The following is an 18,967-nucleotide window of genomic DNA, read 5'->3' as shown; positions in this document are numbered from 1 at the left end:
CTTGCAAAGAAAAGAACGGGTTCGGCGCTGGTTGCCTTGCGGGATCAGGTCTTTCGGGATCAGGCCTTGCGGGATCAGGGGACAGCGGACCGCGAATCCTCGTCCACCGGGGTTACGAGCAACACTACGCCGTCGACATCCGTCACCCGCATTTGGGTCCCCTCGCCACAGTCAGGTCCGCTGATCTTCCAGATGGTGTCGTCTACCCGCAGCTTTCCGGTACTGTTCACGATGGGTTGGTCCAGGGTGAAGATCCGTCCGATGTATTGGTGCCCGCGCTTGTTGAGGGTGGGCGTGTCGGTGGCGATGGGATGGCGTTTGAGGTAGCGCCGACCGAGGATCAGGCTCAGTATGCTGAAGACGCCGAACAGCACCAGTTGGACCTGCCAGTCCAGCGCCGGAAAGACCGCCAGCACCAGCCCCACGGTTCCGGCCGCGATCGCCAGCCATAGGAAGAAGGCCGCGGGTGAGAAGGCCTCCAGAATGATCAGGACGATGGCGACCAGGACCCAGTGCCAGGGACCGACCGTGGTGATCCAGCCCGTACTCATGCCGGCTCATCCGGTGCCGGTGCCTTCCCGCTGGGACGTTGGAGGGCCGCGCGGGCGATCTCCCCGATGCCGGCCAGCGAGCCGATCAGGCTGGATGCCTCTAGCGGCAGCATGACGACCTTCTGGTTCTCGGCACTGCCGATCTGCTGCAGGGCCTCGGTGTACTTCTGGGCGACGAAGTAGTTGATGGCATTGACATCGCCTTTGGCAATGGCCGCGGAGACCACCGTGGTCGCCTTGGCCTCCGCCTCGGCCAGGCGCTCCCGGGCCTCTGCCTCACGGAAGGCTGCTTCCCGCTCGCCTTCGGCCTCGAGAATCGCCGCCTGTTTCTCACCTTCGGCCGTGAGGATCGCTGCCTGGCGCGAACCCTCGGCCTCCAGGATGGCGGCCCGCTTGTCGCGCTCGGCCTTCATCTGGCGCGCCATGGCGTCCACCAGATCCCGGGGCGGGGAGATGTCTTTGATCTCGATGCGGGTCACCTTCACGCCCCAGGGCGTGGTGGCATCGTCCACCACCGTCAACAACCGGGTGTTGATCTTGTCGCGTTGGGACAGCAGCTCGTCCAGATCCATGGAGCCCATGACGGTGCGGATGTTGGTCATGGTGAGATTCAGGATGGCATGCTTGAGACCGGTGATCTCATAGGCCGCCTTGGCCGCGTCCAGGACTTGGAAGAAGACCACTCCGTCCACCGTGACCATGGCGTTGTCCTTGGTGATTATCTCCTGGGACGGGACGTCGAGTACCTGCTCCATCATGTTCTGCTCGGAGCCGACCCGGTCGATGATAGGAATGATGGCGTGTAGCCCCGGGGTCAGGGTGCGGGTGTAGCGTCCCAGCCGCTCGACCGTGTATTCGGAGCCCTGAGGGACCTGTTTGACGCCCAGGACGATGATGACGACCGCGAGAACGACGATGCCGATGACGACGACTTCTTGCATAATGAGCTCCATGTTGATCGATACCCAAGCCGATGATGCCGCAAGTATAGCCGTTCCAGGCTGTTCGGTGTCGGTGTCGGACCGGCCGCCGGGTCCATGAGCCGGCCCGGCATCCAACCGCCCAGGTCACTCCTGAGCCGGGTGGGGAGGGCCATTGCCGAGTACGCCATAATCCGCGACGGCGACCGCATCCTGCTCGGCGTCTCCGGCGGCAAGGACTCACTGTCGCTGCTCGCTGTTTTGCGCCACCTGCGGACCTATGCCCCGGTGCGTTTTGCGCTCGGGGTGGTCACGGTCGATCTGCAGATACCCGGATTCGACCCCGGCCCGCTCACAGCCTACTACGACCGCCTGGGCGTGACCTGGTTCTATGAGCAACATCCCATCCTGGAGCAGGCCAGGGAACGGATGGACGGGGATTCCTTCTGTGCCTACTGTGCCCGCATGAAGCGGGGCATCATGTACGGCACCTGCCGGCGCGAGGGCTACGGGGTGCTGGCCCTGGCTCAGCACCTGGACGATCTGGCCGAGAGTCTGTTTTGGTCCTTTGTCTTCATCAAGGGCAACAAAGTATGGGTCTGGATCGCATTGAGCAGAGAGACCCGAGAAGTCATTGCTTATGCTTGTGGTGACCGCAGTATAGACACCTGCCGAATCCTCTGGGATCGCATACCATCCACTTATAAAAAAGCCCTGGTTTTCACCGACTATTGGGAAGCGTATCAAGCCGTTATTCCGGATGAGCAGCATCACCCTGTCGGCAAAGAAACAGGGGAGACGGCTCATGTTGAGCGCTGGAATAATACCTTACGGCAGCATTTAGCACGCTTCGTGCGTAAAACACTCTCTTTCTCCAAATGCATCATTATGCATGATATCTGTTTAAAATTCTTCCTGCACCGCTATAATACGGATCTCTTGCCAGCCAGTTGACTATGCCATCATTTAACAATTAGCCACCACCCAATGGACTTCAAGTTGATCGTATTCGACTGGGACGGGACCCTCATGGACTCGGAGGCCAAGATTGTGGCCTCTATCCAGGCGGCCTTCACCGACATGGGTGAGCGACCGCCCAGCCGCGAGGCCGCGCGCGATATCATTGGGCTCAGCCTCGCTGATGCCATGGTCAGGCTTTGGCCTGAGGCCGATGACACCCAGCGCAGCCGAGTCACCGACCGCTATCGGTTCCACTACCATGACGGTGGCGCTGATGGACCTCTCTCGCCCCTGTTCCCCGGCGCTCAGGAGCTGGTGGACTGGTTGTTGCAAAGGGATTATCTGTTGGCCGTGGCCACCGGCAAGAGCCGCTGGGGCTTTGATCCCATCCTCGGCGATACGGGTCTTGCCGACCGTTTTCACGCTACCCGCTGCGCCGATGAGGCCTGCTCCAAGCCCCATCCGGAGATGCTGTTGCAGATCATGGACGAGCTCGGGGTGACCGGTGCGGAGACCCTGATGGTCGGGGATACCGAATACGATATGCAGATGGCACGCAATGCCGGTACCAGTGCCTTGGCAGTCTGCTATGGGGTTCACGAACGGGGGCGATTGCTCGCGCAACGGCCCTTGGATTGTTTGGAGACGCTCCCTGAGCTGCGATCCTGGTTCGAGCGGGAGGAGGTGGTATGAGCTGGCGGTTCTGGAAACGGCGGGAGGCCATGCCCGCCCCGGGGGACGAAGGTTGGGAACAGGCGTTGGTGAATCGGGTGGTGCTGGACCACCTCGAGGAGCAGCGGCGAAGCCGCCGCTGGGGTGTCGTTTTCAAGCTCTTGACCTTCGCCTACCTGATTGCCTTGCTGGTGCTGTTCTGGCCCGACGACTTCATCACGCGCGTTGCCCCCGGTGAGGGGCATACGGCACTGGTGGAGGTGAAGGGCCTCATCGCCCCGGAGACCGGTGCCAGCGCGGATCGCATCATCAAGGCCTTGCGTAGGGCCTATGAGGACGACAACACCAAGGGCATCATCCTGCGCATCAACAGCCCTGGGGGCAGCCCAGTGCAGGCCGGTTACATCAACGACGAGATCCAGCGGCTGCGCAAGCAGCATCCGGACACCCCGGTCTACGCGGTGGCGGCGGATCTGTGTGCTTCGGGCGGCTACTATATCGCTGTTGCCGCCGACGCCATCTATGTGGACAAGGCGAGCCTGATCGGCTCCATCGGTGTGCGCATTGATGCCTTCGGCTTCGTCGAGGCCCTCCGGGAGCTGGGCATCGAGCGCCGCCTACTGACGGCGGGCCAAAATAAAGGAATCCTGGATCCCTTCTCGCCCCTGCATGAGGAACAGCGCGCATTCCTCCAGGGGGTCCTCGACCAGCTGCACCGGCAGTTCATCGAGGTCGTGCGCGCGGGTAGGGGCGAGCACCTCAAGGGGGGTGATGAGCTCTTCAGCGGCCTCTTCTGGAGTGGCGAAGAGAGCGTGGCGCTTGGTCTGGCCGACGGGCTCGGCAGCAGCAGTTATGTGGCACGCGAGCTGATCGGAGCGGAGAAGATCGTCAAGTACAGCACCAAGAAGGACCTGCTCGAACACCTGGCGGATCGCCTCGGCGCCTCAATCGCCGCATCCCTGATGCGCTTGAGTGGGGCCGACGGTTACCCGATCGTGCGCTGAAGTTTATCCACCACTGGTGGGTTTGAAGTTTCGCGAGTCCGGTCCTCCAGGCTGTGCCAAACAATTCAGATTGTCTGAAATTATGCTACGAGTCCGTAATCCGCGGGATTTGACAATTAAGAACTATTTACTAATCTGTAATAGGGAGGGATTTGATAATTAAAGGAACTGGAGAATGGAAAAGTATATTATACGTTTATGGCTTTTATCTTTTCTCGTTTCAGTAATGGCTGTTGCTGTGATGACTTATAAGTGGTCGAACCACTCCCATCCGTATGAGGGAAATGCACATATAATTCGCAATAAATCGCAATTAGAGGGTTTCCTCCAATCCCATCGACACCATCATGACGTTGCCCAATTTAAGACCGGGCATAGGCCCTATCCAATACCAACGGCTTTTTTCATACAGTCACTGGCATTCGTTACTGCCACCGATGTGAATGTTACGGGTTTTGTCTGGCAAACATATCCCAATGATTTCCCAAAGGACTTCGAAAAAGGTATCGTCTTTGCGGAACAGGTAAACTCAGCAGACACTCTTTTAACCAAATCTTATGAGTTACCCATAAAACGGGATGGCATTCAATACGATTTGGTGGGATGGTATTTCGATGTAACTGTCCGGCAATCCTTCGATTATTCACACTATCCACTCGATACGGTAACAGTCTGGCTGCGGCTCTGGCCGAAGCAGACCTCAAATGACATCCTTCTAACCCCAGACTTTGGTGCATATAAAAAGACGAATAAGCGCACCTTCGGATTGGATTTTGAAATGGTGCATGGTGAATGGAATGTCGATGAAACATTCTTCAGTTATAAGGAAATACCTTATGATACAAATTTCGGATATTATGGGCCGGATCCCGAATCGTCCACCAGTGCTGAAGATTATTTGTTCATTGATCTTTTTTTTAATATCAGGATTCATCGAAAATTCATCGATGCGTTTATCATCAATTTGGTCCCGCTCTTTATCGTGGCGTTACTACTTTTCGCCCAGCTGCTTGCTGTGTCGAGAAAAAAAGATCTAGCTGAGCACGTTGGCTTCAATATAACCGGTACAATTGCTACCTATTCGGCAGTCCTCTTTATCATATTGCTTGCTCATATTCAGGTAAGGAGCCAGTTTGCCGGCTCAGGCTTAGTATACATGGAATATTTTTACCTGATAATGTATCTGAAGATATTCTTATCCGTCGCGAATATATTCATTTTCGTGTTGGGAAGATCCCGCTATACGGACATCATCCGTTACCGAGATAATTTGATTCCTAAGCTGTTGTACTGGCCGGTACTCCTTTGGATGTTGGTAATACCAACCTGGTTAATTCTGTAGGGTTTTGGCAAGACTACCCGCCGGTGCGGTACCAGGAACCAGCTGATGTTGCTGCTCGCCGCCATGCAGGATCCTTAAAAATAGTACAGGATTTACAGGATTCACAGAATGCCTTCAATGAATCGTCCCCGCCCCAAGGGGGTATCAATCGGCTGGGAGTCTTTTTTCTCGCCGCAAGCAGCGGGGAATTCGACCCACAGAGATTAAATAAAAAGATCCTGTAAATCTTGGGTCATCCTGTAAATACTGTCCATTAGACACCATCCTTCCCGACAACGCCGAATGATTCAGGATTGCACCCATCAGGTATCTCTCAAGGACTCCAGGGGATCGATTCCCTCCGATTCCAGCATGGCAATCAGTCGGATCAGGGGTAGACCCATGAGTGCATTCGGGTCCTCGCCCTCGAGGCGCTCGAACAGCACGATGCCGAGGCCCTCGGATCGGAAGCTCCCGGCGCAGTTGAAGGGCCGCTCGCGATCGATATAGGCCTCGATACGGGCACGCGACAGCTGCCGGAAATGGACCCGGAAGGGCTCGCAGCAGAGCTGCGTGCGTCCGGTAGCGGTATTGAGCAGACACAGGCCCGTGTAGAAGGCGACCTGGCGTGCGGACGCGCGGGTGAGCTGGGCGATGGCCTGGGCCCGGTTACCCGGTTTGCCGATCACCGTACCGTCCAGGTAGGCCACCTGATCCGAGCCGATGATGAGGGCGTTCGGGTAGTCCTCGGCGATCGCATTTGCCTTTGCCTCCGCCAGCCGTACCACCAGCTCCTGGGGAGACTCGTCCGGTCGCCTGGTCTCGTCCACATCGGGCACGGCGGTGGTGAAGGGTATCCCTAGACGTTCCAGCAGGGCGCGGCGAAAGGGGGAGCTGGAGGCTAGAATTAGGGGTGGATAGGGCATGATGCAAAGCAAACGCGTATTTAATCCGCAGATCACGCAGATTTTCACAGATTGTTGGATTTTTCACAGCCATTACCTGGAACGGTTTGGAATGACAGGGAAAAAGAAATTAACAATCTCTGCGATAATAAAGCCACAAACTACACCTGCGGTATTTGCAAGCATATCCAACCATTCTCCATAACGATTTACGTACGGCTGCAATAATTCAATCGCACCACCGTGGGCTATAAAAAACAAACCGAATAATAGCCATCTGTTTGGTTTACGTAATGCTGTCGGTAACACCAATATCGCATAAGCTATTATGTGATGGGCTTTATCGGTTCCCGGTACTGATGGTAATTCATCGAGTGGCCAGAGAGATAAAAACGTTATGACTACAAGAGTAAACAGTGTGAAAGCAAGCCAGTTTGTTTTTATTATAGTCAGTAATCCAATCATTCGAATTCGTCTTATTTCTTCTGTGAATCCAACACTTGCCATAGCCGGCAGCTAAAAGCGGGGAGACTGTAGCACAACGGAGGCCGCGCTGTTTTTAGCTATCCGAGTTAATGGTTTTGTCGGCTCGTTCCCACGCTCCAGCGGCCAAGGTTTTTCATGACGCTGGAGCGTCTGGATTTGCTCCTACGCTGGAGTGTAGGAGCCAGAGAGAAAGTTCTCCGATTCGGTAGCAACGGAGTTAGAACACTACCTCCGTATAGTCATACACCACGATCTTCCTGACCAGAGGCAGAAGGACCTTTGGTAGTGGTTAATATCTAAGTTGGAACATGACCAACGACACTGGCCGCTATGCCCCCTCTCCCTACCGGGAGAAGGTTGGGGAGAGGGGATCAAAAGGATGAATCGCTCTACTTTTTCACTTATAAGTTTACCACTACCGGACCTTTTGGACAGCATCCTTGTGCAAGGGGTGCTCCAGATAGGCGTTCATATCATCCGTGTTGGCGAAAGTGAGCATGATAGCGACATCAAAGCTGTCATCGACAATTTCTCTATCACTCGGAATCACCTCGCCGGCACTTACCTTTAGGACACGTGGGATCTTGCGGAATGAACGCGATGTCTCGATAATCTTGTGCCGATGGGCAGGATTGCCGGATTCCTTGAGCCAGCACAAGACAATATGCTTGACTTGTGTCCCCTCTGCTGCCTTTGTCGCCGTGCTGACGCAGCCGATGAAAAGGAGGATCAGCACCACCGGAAGACGTATTTTGTTCATTGCCTTTGAAATATAACGTCAAGGCTAACCGGCAGCCCAAAGCGGTAAGCCGAAAGGTGCACCGCTTTGGGTTGCCCGGTTAAGCCGCATGTTAGTTCCATTTCTCTTGTTCGACTAGGGTTGCAAGATGTTCTAGTGCTCCAAATAATTCTTGCATATTATCGATGGTGTAGTTTTTTTCGTTTTTTGTAAAAAGATGCTCTTGCAATCGACCAAATTGCCATAAATTTCCATCAGTAACCACTCCATATACCGAATTTGTTTCATTATTGTTGATCTTTTGTGATGCTACTAATTCAGCCAGGCATTGTCCCCAGCCTTGTTCAAAGTCGTTCTTTTTTGCTTTAACGACAATAACGATTGGGGTTTCAAGGACTGTCTTCCCGAGTGCTGATCTTTTTGAAAAAATATAGTCAGGTGTTCCAGATAATACTTCGTTAAATGATATTGGTTTTTGTATCCAAAACGAATAATTTTTACTGTGTCTTTTATATATCTCTCTTAGCAACGGAGATATTATCAGTTCGCTTCGAGAAGCTTCAGAAGAAAATATATCAATATTCTCTTTATTAAACCTAAACTCTTCTATAAAAGCTTGAGGAACGACTATATCCAGCGCCGATATAAAAATACCTTCCTCGTACTTTATTTTGTATTCTTTTTGAACCTCGGTAATATTTTTAAACTGACTAAATGGCATTTGAGAACACCTCGGTTTTGTTGGAGCTAACGCTTGGGCTCAGGCGCCCAATGCTGCGTGGCACTGAGCTTGAAAGTTGCTGAGGAGCCGGACCGCGGCATTGGGTTGCTTGCAGCCGAATGTCAAATATCTAAGGACTCAAGTCTCTCCTGCGACCGATACATGCCGGTAACGCATACCAATAAGCTCTATCTCAACTATAGCGTTGGGGTTCATTCCTCACCCCAACCTACGCGGGCTTTTTGCGCTCTTTGAACATCCTGTTGGGCACGCCGCCGTCCCTGGCAGGCTTTGCCCAACCTACAAAAGACTTTGCGTCCTTTGCGCCTTTGCGGTTCAAACCACGGGCCGGTAGCCGGCAACCGGTAGATCGAACGCCTTACCCAACCTCCACCAGACTCGGGGTGTAATCCGCCGGGGGTTGGAAGCCGAGGAGGGTGATGCAGGTGGCCGCCAGGTTGGCGATGCCGGGATCCGCTACCTGCGCCAGGCGCGCCCGGGATCCATTGGTCGGGTCGTAGACGATCACCGGCACTAGGTTGAGGGAGTGTGCCGTCTTGGGCAGAAACTTGCCGGCGGCGTCCCGCTTCAGCTGGCCGGTCTTTTTGTCCGCCTCGTACATATCGTCGGAGTTGCCGTGGTCCGCCGAGAAGACCGCGATGCCTTTGGCATTTTTTACCGCCTCCATGATCCTGCCAACGCCCTCGTCCACGGCCTCGATAGCTGTCTTCACGGCATCGGTTACACCTGTGTGGCCGACCATGTCACCGTTCGGATAGTTCAGGCGGATGAATCGGTACTCGCCGCTTTTGATCGCCGTCACCACGGCATCGGTGATCTCGGTCGCCTTCATCCGCGGTGCCGCTTCGAACGGGCAGATGTCCGAGGGGATCTCCCGCCAGGTTTCGGTGGTGAATTTGCCCGAGTTGTTACCATTGAAGAAGTAGGTGACGTGACCGTATTTTTGGGTCTCGGAGATAGCGAATTGCTTGATGCTTGCGTTGGAGAGGTATTCGCTCATGGTACGATCGATCGCCGGTGGCGATACCAGATACTTCTCCGGTACGCAAAGGTCGCCATCATATTGCATCATACCGGCGTACCGCACATCCGGTTTGGGACCGCGGTCGAACTCGCTCAGCGCCTCGGCCTCGAAGGCCTTGGTGATCTCCAGGGAGCGGTCGCCGCGAAAGTTGAAGAAGATGACGCTGTCTCCCGCCAGGATCGGCCCCACCGGGGCGCCGTCGTGCGCGATGACGAAGGCCGGCAGATCCTGGTCGAGGATGCCCGGCTTTTCCTTGCGGAAAGTCTCCACCGCCTCGCGCATGGTGGCGAAGTAGCGGCCCTGGCCCCTGACGTGGGTATTCCAGCCGCGCTCGACCATGCTCCAGTCGGCGTTATAGCGGTCCATGGTGATGTGCATGCGCCCACCGCCCGACGCCACACAATAGTCCAGGGTGCCATCCGCATTGATGCCTTCCAGGAATTTGTCGAAGCGTTCGACATAATCCAGCACCGAGGTCGGGGGCACATCGCGCCCGTCGATCAAAGGGTGGATGCGGGCCTTTTGGACCCCCTCTGCCTTGGCCCGGCGCAACATCGCCTCCAGGTGGTTGAGGTTGGAGTGCACGTTGCCGTCCGAAAACAGACCGATAAAGTGCAGTGTCGATTGGTGGTCTTTGACATTCGCCGCCAGCTCCTTCCAGACCGCACCCTCGAATAGGGAGCCGGAGGCGATGGCCTGGTCGACCAGTGCCGCCCCTTGCGAGAAGACACGACCGCAGCCGATCGCATTGTGACCGACCTCCGAGTTTCCCATGTCGGTGTCGTCCGGCAGGCCGACCGCCGTCCCATGGGCCTTGACCTGGGTATAGACCGCATGCGTGCGCAGCCAGTCCAGATTGGGGGTATGCGCGATCTTGACGAAGTCGCTTTCCGGGTACTTGCCGATCCCGACCCCATCCATGATCACCAGCACCAGCGGTCCTTCCGGTCCATCGAAGGCCCCGTTTTTCCTGAGTTCTTCCATCCCGGTCCTCCTCGATACAGGCTTGGAAATTATTGCGGATGAGGGGAAATTGCGAATCGGCGCAGTATAAACCCAGCGCTACCCGTCGCACATGGTTTCTGTCGGGATTTGCGTAGATGTTCATCCGTCACCCATCAATCCTTCGGCGCGCTACAGGTTGGCCGCGTTGTGCTGCAGGACTGGATTGTTCTGCTTTGCCTTCCGGGCCGGAGTGGAGCTTGACAGGGTACTGAAGGCGTACCAGGATTACCCGTATCATGGATGACCTCAAACTGCTCTCGGACAACCTCAAATTTGTTGTGGTACAGGCTGTAGCTGCAATAAGGACGTGATTACCTGGGATCTGACAGAGGGGTCGTCTCGTAGGGAGGCCGCAGGATGAGAAAGCCTATTCTTCTGTTTGGTTACTGGGCATTGGCCTTTTGCTGGGCACTGTCCGCTTTTCCGGTACAGGCCGAGCTCCGAATCCACGGCCTCGAGGCCATCGATCCCTCGGTAGTCCGGGTCGAACCCCAGCCGCTCAAACGGACCTCCCGGCCTGAAATACGGCGGCTCCACGTCCGCCTGCGTAACGTCTCCTCCGCCCCTTTCCCAGCAGATAGCATTCTCCTCGCCTTCGCTATCAAAGCACCGGAAGGTATCTTGGTTGCCAATGCCCAGGCCGTGAGCGCAGAGGGCATCCCTTACTTCGAGCTGAATACGTCCGATTTCGGATCTGGGCGTTCGCTCAAGATCAGGGTCGAGCTCGTCAATGAGGTCCAACGCCGGCTGCTCGAGGAGAGGCCACGGCCGCCGGGATGGTGGCAGGCGTACCGCAAGGCCGTCGCCCGCTGGCGGAGTTTGGCGTATGAGGCGACGGCCTATTATCCGAGTTCCGCTCCCATAGCCGACGCCGGGGCCGACAGCAATGCCTTGACCGACACCGAGGTCAAGCTCGATGGCAGTGCCAGCTACGACCCCGGCGGGGGCATGCTCAGGTTCGGCTGGGCAACTACCGGTGTCCCGGCGGGGAGCACTGCCGCGTTGAACGATCCGGGACGGCCTGATCCCACCTTCGTACCCGATGTGGAGGGTGATTACGTCTTTGCACTCACCGTCGATAACGGGCAGGCGGCCAGCGTGCCGGATCAGGTTACCGTCTCCGCTACTCACAGCGATGCGCCGCCGAACGCCGATGCCGGACGCGACCAGGAAGTGCCCTATGGGGCCACGGTAACCTTGGACGGTACCGGCAGCGATGATCCGAACGGCCTGCCGCTGACCTATTCCTGGTCTTTTACGGGACTTCCGGGAACCAGCGCCTTGACGGACGCGGACATCACGGACAGCGACAGCGCCGAGGCCGGGTTCATGCCGGACGCGTTGGGGACCTATAGCTTGGATCTCAGGGTCGATAACGGCAGCCGATCCGATACCGACGGCGTTTCGATTTCCGTCCTGGCAACCAATGTACCGCCCGTTGCGGATGCGGGCACCGATCGTGCCGTCAAGCCTGGTGAGGAAGTAACACTCGACGGCAGCCTGAGCCGGGACCCGGATTCCGGTCCAGCGCCGATCACCTACCGGTGGAGCCTCGTCGCACGGCCATCCGCAAGCAACGCAGCAAATGCCGATATCGCCGATGCGGAGCAAGCGATCGCCCGCTTCACGCCGGATGTGGAGGGTGGCTATATCGCTCGCATCGAGGTGGATGACGGTGAGTACCAGGATGGCGACAACACCTCCGTCTTCGCCGACGGCACGCCGCCGACGATCAGCATCACGGCGCCGGTCGATGGCGCGGTCGCAGATACGCTGCGTCCGAACATCAATGTAACCTTCGACGACGATGGTTCGGGAATCGACACAAGCAGTTTCACTGCGCAGCTGAATGGCGTAGCAATCGGCGACTCGTTCGCCATCGACGAATATGGCGCGACCTACCAGCTTACGAGTGATCTGTCTGCAGGGCTTCATACCCTGCACGCGGCAGTGCAGGACAAGGCCGGAAATCTTGCCCAAGTGCGCTCTGATTTCAGGGTATCTGTCTTTCGGGCCCTGCCCGAGGCTAGCCCGACGACCGGGCCCGTTCCGCTGACCGTTAACTTCACGACTAACGCCGAGTACAGCGGGGGAGCGATACTGCGATACCGCTGGGATTTCCAAGGTGACGGAATCTTCGATACGAACGATCCCGGTGAGCAAAATTACACCCATACCTATACATCCAAGGGGGTGTTCGATGCGGTCCTGGAGGTACTGAACGACCAGAACGAGACGGCCGTCGCGTCCGTCAGAATCACGATAACCGGGAATCCTCCAGCGGCTACGGCGAGCATCGATCCCTCGAACGGCCAGGTACCGCTTACGGTCAACTTCACTGGCGTGGGTAGCGACGCCGACGGCCGGATCGTGCTCTATGAGTGGGATTTCGAGGGCGACGGGGTATTCGATTTCTCCTCGACAACGACTGGAAGTACCAGCCACACCTATCCCTCATCGGGGACTTTTAATGCCGTTTTCCGGGTGACCGATAACGATGGCCTGACGGCAATGGCAAGTGCAACTGCGACTGCGGTGAGAGTCGGACCACGCGGGTCGCCAACCGCCACGATCACATCTCCGAGCAGCCCCGTAAACTGCAATGCACCCTGCTCCGTCTCCTTCAACGGGACAGGCAGCGATGGCGGCGGCACCATTGTGCAGTATGAGTGGGATCTCGACGGTGACGGCGTCTACGATGCCTCGTCGCCCACCTCAGCTTCGACAAATTTCACCTACAGCTCGCCGGGTCTCTATGTCGTTGCCTTCCGAGTGATAGACAATGACGGACTGACCGGCGTCGACACAATCGAGGTCAAGGTCACGATCGACACTCGACTGGAACTGTTGACAGATACCTGTTCCGCACCCGTTGGCGGAAGCTCAGTCGACATCCGCACAAGGATCGGCGGGACGACGCCGGTTACCATTTTCCTGAAGAATAAGGCCGGTGACCGAGTGCGCACGCTGGTCAATCGCGAGAGCCGGGCTGCCGGTTCCTACACCGATACCTGGGACTGCACTGCGGACACGGGTGTGTTCGTAACAGAGGGTGTCTACTTCGCCGTCTTGGAATACGAAGACGCTAACGGACAGACGCGGACGCTCGATGAGTCCCAAACCAGCGGCGGTCAACTGTTCAACCCGAGCTGGCGCATGGAAGGATCGAGCTGCTCTAACTGTCAGTACGTCTTCCAGCCGCTGGAGGACGACTTCCTCGATGTCGATATGACCTTGACTCGTGCAGCCGAGGTGACCGTCTCGGTGCGGGTATTCAGGCTCGCCAACGAGGTGGTGCGGCTGATGGATCGCAGGCCGCTCGGGCGTGGCCTGCACCACCTCAAGTGGGATGGGGCCGATGCTTTCGGCAACTTCGCCCACCCACCTCCGGGGCGCCAGTTCATCTTCGGGGTCACCGCCTTCACACTGCCCAATAACGGCATCTTCGTCGAGGGTGCGCCGCGGATCACCAACTTTTCGGCCGAGCCGAATTACTTCGACCCAGCAACGCCGGATTTCCTGACACCGAACACACCCACGGTCACCATCACCTTCGATGTGTCCAAGGATGCGACTGCCGTCCTGCAGGTCTTCCGTGCGGGCTCCAATCGATTGATGAAGACCATTAGCCAACCCGTAAGCGCCGGCACGCAGACAGTCGAATGGAACGGCCGCAACGAGGAGAACATCTTCGTCGACAAGGGGGACTACCGCCTCGCGCTCAAGGCCATCGACACCCAAGGTAATCAATCGCTGGTTCGCTATATGCGCGTGCGCGTCTTCTACTGAGCAGACATGTTTGGGGAGGGATCAAGGCCATGAGATTCCTGTTCGTTGCACAAGCCGGGAAACAAGCTCCGCGTCGGTTGACGGCTTCCATCGTGGTTGGCCCGCTCTTAGCGATTCTGGTGGCTGGTCCGGCCATGGCCTTGACCGTGGAGGAGTACTGCACACTATCCCGCGATCTGATGGCGTTCTCCGTACAGGAATGGCGCGAGAAAGCACGGGTCGCGAACCGGAATCAGAACGCGTCCAAAGAGGAACTGAGTAGCGCTCTCCAGGCAGTGGAGCAAACGTATCGAGCGCAACGAGAGCAGCGCTATGCGAGCTACGCGACAACCTACGATGACTACATGCGGTTCATGAGCACCGATGGTAGAGCTGTCAGAAGTTACCTCGATAATAATCCCGACCTGATGAACGAAATCGATGACCTTAGCGGTCAAGTCGAAGGCTTTGCCCAACAGGTGGAGGCCGTGATGGAGACGAAGCAGGAGGGAATCGAGTGATGAGCTCTGTCCGCGATCTTTTCGGCATCCTTGCCGTTCTTGCGCTCTTTCTAGCCGTCTCCCCAGTAGCAGCCTACGACACGCCTCCTTGGGATACTGGACATCAAGGTTTTAACCCAGAGGAGGGGGATGGAGAAAAGGACAACCCGACGCCGGACGACAACCAATGCCCCTTGGGCAACCCTGTGAACGCAGCTACCGGGGACAACATAGAACTTTATACTGACTTCGACATCCCTGGGGTTGGTCCCAGGCTCGGGCTGACGCGCACCTACCATTGCCAGGATCGTATCGACGGACGCTTCGGCCGCGGCTGGCACAGCAACCTGACGGCCACCGCCATCGCCGTCACCGACGGTGAGCAGACCTATGCGATCGTCCGCCAAGGGGACGGTAAGCGCAAGCGCTTCACCCGAAACCCGGACGGCACCTTCGAGGCTGCCGCCGGTACCTACCAAACGCTCGACCTCAATTCAGACGGGAGCATCACCCTGACCGGGCGCTACGGCGATGTCGAAAAGTTCGATGTGAATGGCCGCATCATCGAGCGTCGCGACCGCTATGGCAACACCCTGCACTTTACATACGACGGCACCGGGTTCCTGACGAGCGTCACCGACGATGCAGGGCGAACCTTGAGCTTCGCCAAGGGCGCCAACGGCAAGGTTGCCAGCGTGACGGACCCTCTGGGCCGTACCTATTCCTACAGTTACGATGCGAATGGTGACCTGGTTGCCGTGACAGACCCGATCGGCGGTGTCATGGCCTACGGCTACAACGCCGATGGCGATCTCTTGACAGTCGTCGATCCACGGGGCGATACCGTCGTCACCAATACCTATGACAACGAAGATCGGGTTACCCGCCAGGTCTTCGCCGATGGTGCGACTATCCGGTTCAACTATGTCAGCGATACCGATACCGAGACTCGGGTAACCGACGAGCGCGGTAACACGACTGTCTACAAGTTCAACGAAACCGGAAACCCAATCGAGATCACCGATCCACTCGGGCGTGTTACCCAATCGACCTGGGACGCCAACTACAACCGCCTGAGCCAGACCGACGGCAACGGCCACACCACGACTTTCACCTATGATGCCAACGGCAACCTGCTCACCGAGACCGATGCGCTTAGCCAGGTAACCACCTATACCTACGAGCCAACATACAATCAGGTCACCAGCGAGACTGACGCCGAAGGCAATGTCACCCACTTCCAGTACGACAGCCGCGGCAACCTCATCAAGATCATTGACGCCCAGGGCAATGAGGCCATCCTGACCTACGACGCCCAAGGTCGGCTCACATCCGCCACCGACCCCCGCCGTAATACCACACGCTATGGTTACGATGCCGCCGGCAATCTGACCCGCGTTACCGACGCACTCGGCAACACTGCGGCCATGACATTCGACGCGGTCGGCAACCTGCTGAGTGTGACCGATGCCGAGGGCCGAACGACCCGTTTCGAATACGATGGCCTGAACCGCCGCACCAAGATCCTCGATGCCTTGGGCGGTGAAACCAAATTCGCCTACGATGCCAACGGCAACCTCACCAGCATCACCGACCCACGCGGCCATATCACCACCTACGCCTACGACAGTCGCAATCGGCAGACCGGCATGACCAATGCCCTGTCCCAAACCGAGACCCGTGGCTATGACCGCAATGGCAACCTGACCTCGGTCACCGATGTCGCCGGCAACACCCAGACCTACGGCTATGATGCCGCCGACCAGCTCATCACCGAGACCTTACCTGGTTCCGCCGCCTACCAATACGAGTACGACAAGGCCGGTAACCGGACCGCGGTTATCGACCCCACTGGTGTACGCACCGAGCAGACCTTCGATGCCATCGACCGCCCGACCGGGCTGATCGACTCCGCTGGTAACCAAGAGACCTACACCTACGACAAGCTCGGCAACCGGACCGGCACCGAACGCAAAGACAGTACGAATCAAGCCTTCTACAGGGAAACCATCGCCTACGATGAGCTGTCCCAGGCCATCCAAATCATCGCCGGCATGGGGCAGATAACGCAGCTGGACTATGATCCCAACGGCAATCTAACGACGGTCACCGATCCCCTGGGCCGGATCACGACCCGCGCCTACGACGCCCTGGATCGCGTTGCTCAGCTCACCGATGCCGCAACCGGTATCACCCACTATGCCTACGACCGTGTCGGTAATCTGACCGGTGTCACCGATCCCCGCGGCCTGATTACCGGCTACGGCTACAACGCCCTCGACCGCCAGGACCGACTCGATAGCCCAGATACGGGAATCACCGGCACCGAGTACGATGCCAACGGCAACCTGACCAAGCAGACCGACAGCCGCGGTATCACCGTTACCCACAACTACGACGCCCTTGACCGACGTATCGGCACCAGCTTTCCGATACCTGGCGAGGACCGGAACTATCTCTACGACCAGGGCGCCAACGGTACCGGCCGCCTGACCAGCTATGATGACCAGAGCGGACAGACCCGCTTCGTCTATGATGCCCGCGGCAACCGCATCTCCGAGACCCGAACCATCCAAGGCCAGACCTACAGTCTCGGCTACGGCTATGACAGTGCCGATCGTCTGACCAGTCTGACCTACCCGAGTGGCCTGACTGTCCGATACAGCTATGACGGCCAGGGGCGGATACAGACTATTACAGCCGACAGCCAGCCGATCCTGAGCGACATCGCCTACCTGTCCTTTGGCCCGGCTACCACCTGGACCGACGGTTCGGGCCTCGACCACGCCAAGACCTTCGATACCGACTACCGCCCGACCGGGATCACCATCGGCGGCATCCAGGATTTTGGTTACGCCTACGACGCCGCCGACAACTTCACCGACTGGACCGACACCCTCGACACCACCAACACCCAAAGCTTTGCCTATGATGCGCTGGACCACCTCATCGATGCCGATGGTCCCTACGGTGCTATCGATTTCAGCTACGACTCAGTGGGTAATCGCCTGTCGGAGACTATCGGGGCCGGCATCACCAACTATCGCTATGCGACGGACAGCAATCGCCTGCAAGAGACCACCGGCGCCGACCCCGGCAGCTACACCTACGATGCCGCCGGCAACCTGATCCAGGACGACCGCTTCACCTATGTCTATAACCAGGCCAACCGCCTTGCCGAAGTCAGGCAGAACGGTATCACCGTCGCTGCCTATCTCTACAACGCCGAAGGCCAACGGGTCGCCAAGACTGTCGGCGGACAAACCAGTCATTTCCTGTATGGACCCGAAGGTCAACTGATCGGGGTCTATGATGCAGCGACGGGTAACGCACGCGAAGAGATCCTCTATTTCGGCAACATTCCCGTCGCCACCGTCCGTAATGGCACCCTCTACTACATCCATACCGACCATCTCGGCACACCCCGATTGGTCAGCGACCAGAGCCAAACCGTTGTCTGGCATTGGGTCAGCGATCCTTTCGGTAAATCCACACCGAATCAAGACCCGGACGGCAATGGTACGTCTTTCGTCCTCAACCTGCGCTTCCTTGGTCAGTATTTCGACGCCGAGACCGATCGGCACTACAACTACTTTCGTGATTATGATCCGGCGATTGGGCGATATGTGCAGTCAGATCCAATCGGCATCGTCGGGGGTCTCAGCACCTACGCCTATGCTGATGGCAACCCGTTATCCTTCAGCGATGAAGCAGGATTGTGTCCTTGGTGCGTTGCTGGTGTGGCTTATCTGCGCTGCCTAGGGGAGTGTGCGGCTATTGAAGCTGCGATAGGTGCATTAGGTGCGGCATGTCCACCAAGCCTAGCTGGTGTGGCGGCGACTTGTGCAATGGATTGTCTGAAACCCTGGAATTGGCTTCCTGGCAGCAAGATATTCAAAAAAGGAAAGAGAGCTCGCGATCTTCTGAAAAAGAATGGAGGGATTCTGCCCGCGCTCGATCGGACAGGGAAAGTTCATGGGAAATTGCCAAAACCAAAAGATATTAAGAAGTATCCTAAGGAAGAATTACGACAGCTCAGAGATGAACTGAAGCAGAGTGTTCAGCAAAGAATCAAGAAAAACATAGAACACGGCAGTCATAAACCACATGGGCAACGCCAAGCAGAAGAGCAACAGCTTATCAAGAGCATTGATAAGTATCTTGGAGATTGAAAATCTCGTTGAAAGGTCATTTGCAGTGAGCTACGAGAAAAATATTCGGGTTTTCCTTGACGAAATTTGTGTCGAGCTTGGCTTTTGCTTGTCGCCTCAACAGGTTGAGGAGATTGTATCTTGCCAGTACTATCAAGCCGACCAATTTGTAAGGGCCATCCTCCTGGCAGAAGATTTGGATCCTTCGTTGGAGTTGCA

At 56.9% G+C, this 18,967-nt stretch carries 14 protein-coding genes; 7 read left to right on the top strand and 7 right to left on the bottom strand.

Annotated features, from left to right (window positions below; all coding sequences use genetic code 11):
• Positions 1-74 precede the first annotated feature (74 nt).
• Positions 75-551, bottom strand: coding sequence for an NfeD family protein (locus E1958_RS00315; protein ID WP_133510097.1), 477 nt, complete (start codon positions 549-551; stop codon positions 75-77).
• Positions 548-1,492, bottom strand: coding sequence for an SPFH domain-containing protein (locus tag E1958_RS00310; RefSeq protein WP_133510096.1), 945 nt, complete (start codon positions 1,490-1,492; stop codon positions 548-550). The genes E1958_RS00315 and E1958_RS00310 overlap by 4 nt, the downstream gene beginning before the upstream one ends.
• 96 nt (positions 1,493-1,588) lie before the next feature.
• Between E1958_RS00310 and E1958_RS00305 the strand changes: the two genes are divergently transcribed.
• The 4 genes from E1958_RS00305 (at position 1,589) to E1958_RS00290 (ending at position 5,449) form a co-directional block, all read left to right on the top strand.
• Positions 1,589-2,425: an IS1 family transposase gene (locus E1958_RS00305; RefSeq protein ID WP_133510095.1), complete on the top strand. Its 837-nt coding sequence runs from the start codon at positions 1,589-1,591 to the stop codon at positions 2,423-2,425.
• A 33-nt stretch (positions 2,426-2,458) separates the two neighbouring features.
• Positions 2,459-3,124: an HAD-IA family hydrolase gene (locus tag E1958_RS00300; protein ID WP_133510094.1), complete on the top strand. Its 666-nt coding sequence runs from the start codon at positions 2,459-2,461 to the stop codon at positions 3,122-3,124.
• Complete coding sequence (locus tag E1958_RS00295; RefSeq protein WP_133510093.1) at positions 3,121-4,107, top strand: S49 family peptidase; 987 nt, start codon at positions 3,121-3,123, stop codon at positions 4,105-4,107. The genes E1958_RS00300 and E1958_RS00295 overlap by 4 nt, the downstream gene beginning before the upstream one ends.
• 175 nt (positions 4,108-4,282) lie before the next feature.
• Complete coding sequence (locus tag E1958_RS00290; protein ID WP_133510092.1) at positions 4,283-5,449, top strand: hypothetical protein; 1,167 nt, start codon at positions 4,283-4,285, stop codon at positions 5,447-5,449.
• A 302-nt stretch (positions 5,450-5,751) separates the two neighbouring features.
• Here E1958_RS00290 and E1958_RS00285 read toward each other — a convergent pair whose 3' ends face one another.
• The 5 genes from E1958_RS00285 to gpmI form a co-directional block, all read right to left on the bottom strand.
• On the bottom strand, positions 5,752-6,354 hold the full coding sequence (locus E1958_RS00285) for a Maf family protein (RefSeq protein WP_133510091.1): 603 nt from the start codon (positions 6,352-6,354) through the stop codon (positions 5,752-5,754).
• Between the two features lie 72 nt (positions 6,355-6,426).
• Positions 6,427-6,798: a VanZ family protein gene (locus E1958_RS00280; RefSeq protein ID WP_133510090.1), complete on the bottom strand. Its 372-nt coding sequence runs from the start codon at positions 6,796-6,798 to the stop codon at positions 6,427-6,429.
• 436 nt (positions 6,799-7,234) lie between these two features.
• Positions 7,235-7,579 (bottom strand): Dabb family protein, encoded by a 345-nt coding sequence (locus E1958_RS00275; RefSeq protein ID WP_133510089.1) that lies wholly within the window; start codon positions 7,577-7,579, stop codon positions 7,235-7,237.
• Positions 7,580-7,670: 91 nt separating this feature from the next.
• Complete coding sequence (locus E1958_RS00270) at positions 7,671-8,279, bottom strand: hypothetical protein (RefSeq protein ID WP_089725814.1); 609 nt, start codon at positions 8,277-8,279, stop codon at positions 7,671-7,673.
• Between the two features lie 379 nt (positions 8,280-8,658).
• Positions 8,659-10,308 (bottom strand): 2,3-bisphosphoglycerate-independent phosphoglycerate mutase, encoded by a 1,650-nt coding sequence (gene gpmI / locus E1958_RS00265; RefSeq protein WP_133510088.1) that lies wholly within the window; start codon positions 10,306-10,308, stop codon positions 8,659-8,661.
• A gap of 378 nt (positions 10,309-10,686) precedes the next feature.
• Between gpmI and E1958_RS00260 the strand changes: the two genes are divergently transcribed.
• The 3 genes from E1958_RS00260 to E1958_RS00250 are packed head-to-tail and all read left to right on the top strand — an operon-like array spanning position 10,687 to position 18,769.
• Positions 10,687-14,118, top strand: coding sequence for a PKD domain-containing protein (locus E1958_RS00260; RefSeq protein WP_133510087.1), 3,432 nt, complete (start codon positions 10,687-10,689; stop codon positions 14,116-14,118).
• 29 nt (positions 14,119-14,147) lie between these two features.
• Positions 14,148-14,618, top strand: coding sequence for a voltage-gated chloride channel family protein (locus tag E1958_RS00255; protein WP_133510086.1), 471 nt, complete (start codon positions 14,148-14,150; stop codon positions 14,616-14,618).
• Entirely contained in the window at positions 14,618-18,769 is a 4,152-nt protein-coding gene (locus tag E1958_RS00250; RefSeq protein ID WP_133510085.1) for an RHS repeat-associated core domain-containing protein, read from the top strand. The genes E1958_RS00255 and E1958_RS00250 overlap by 1 nt, the downstream gene beginning before the upstream one ends.
• Positions 18,770-18,967 lie beyond the last annotated feature (198 nt).

This window comes from Candidatus Thiosymbion oneisti, from assembly GCF_004359955.1.
Classification (GTDB): domain Bacteria; phylum Pseudomonadota; class Gammaproteobacteria; order Chromatiales; family Chromatiaceae; genus Thiosymbion; species Thiosymbion oneisti.
Note: the sequence above shows the minus strand (reverse complement) of the source record. Positions and strands in the feature narration are given on the sequence as shown.

Bases quoted from the DNA above. Each gene is read 5' to 3' on its own strand.
- E1958_RS00250 (WP_133510085.1), top strand. From the start codon at position 14,618: ATGAGCTCTGTCCGCGATCTTTTCGGCATCCTTGCCGTTCTTGCGCTC.
- E1958_RS00280 (WP_133510090.1), bottom strand. From the start codon at position 6,798: ATGATTGGATTACTGACTATAATAAAAACAAACTGGCTTGCTTTCACA.
- E1958_RS00305 (WP_133510095.1), top strand. From the start codon at position 1,589: ATGAGCCGGCCCGGCATCCAACCGCCCAGGTCACTCCTGAGCCGGGTG.
- E1958_RS00270 (WP_089725814.1), bottom strand. From the start codon at position 8,279: ATGCCATTTAGTCAGTTTAAAAATATTACCGAGGTTCAAAAAGAATAC.
- E1958_RS00295 (WP_133510093.1), top strand. From the start codon at position 3,121: ATGAGCTGGCGGTTCTGGAAACGGCGGGAGGCCATGCCCGCCCCGGGG.
- E1958_RS00275 (WP_133510089.1), bottom strand. From the start codon at position 7,579: ATGAACAAAATACGTCTTCCGGTGGTGCTGATCCTCCTTTTCATCGGC.
- E1958_RS00315 (WP_133510097.1), bottom strand. From the start codon at position 551: ATGAGTACGGGCTGGATCACCACGGTCGGTCCCTGGCACTGGGTCCTG.
- E1958_RS00260 (WP_133510087.1), top strand. From the start codon at position 10,687: ATGAGAAAGCCTATTCTTCTGTTTGGTTACTGGGCATTGGCCTTTTGC.
- E1958_RS00310 (WP_133510096.1), bottom strand. From the start codon at position 1,492: ATGCAAGAAGTCGTCGTCATCGGCATCGTCGTTCTCGCGGTCGTCATC.
- E1958_RS00300 (WP_133510094.1), top strand. From the start codon at position 2,459: ATGGACTTCAAGTTGATCGTATTCGACTGGGACGGGACCCTCATGGAC.
- E1958_RS00255 (WP_133510086.1), top strand. From the start codon at position 14,148: ATGAGATTCCTGTTCGTTGCACAAGCCGGGAAACAAGCTCCGCGTCGG.
- E1958_RS00285 (WP_133510091.1), bottom strand. From the start codon at position 6,354: ATGCCCTATCCACCCCTAATTCTAGCCTCCAGCTCCCCCTTTCGCCGC.
- gpmI (WP_133510088.1), bottom strand. From the start codon at position 10,308: ATGGAAGAACTCAGGAAAAACGGGGCCTTCGATGGACCGGAAGGACCG.
- E1958_RS00290 (WP_133510092.1), top strand. From the start codon at position 4,283: ATGGAAAAGTATATTATACGTTTATGGCTTTTATCTTTTCTCGTTTCA.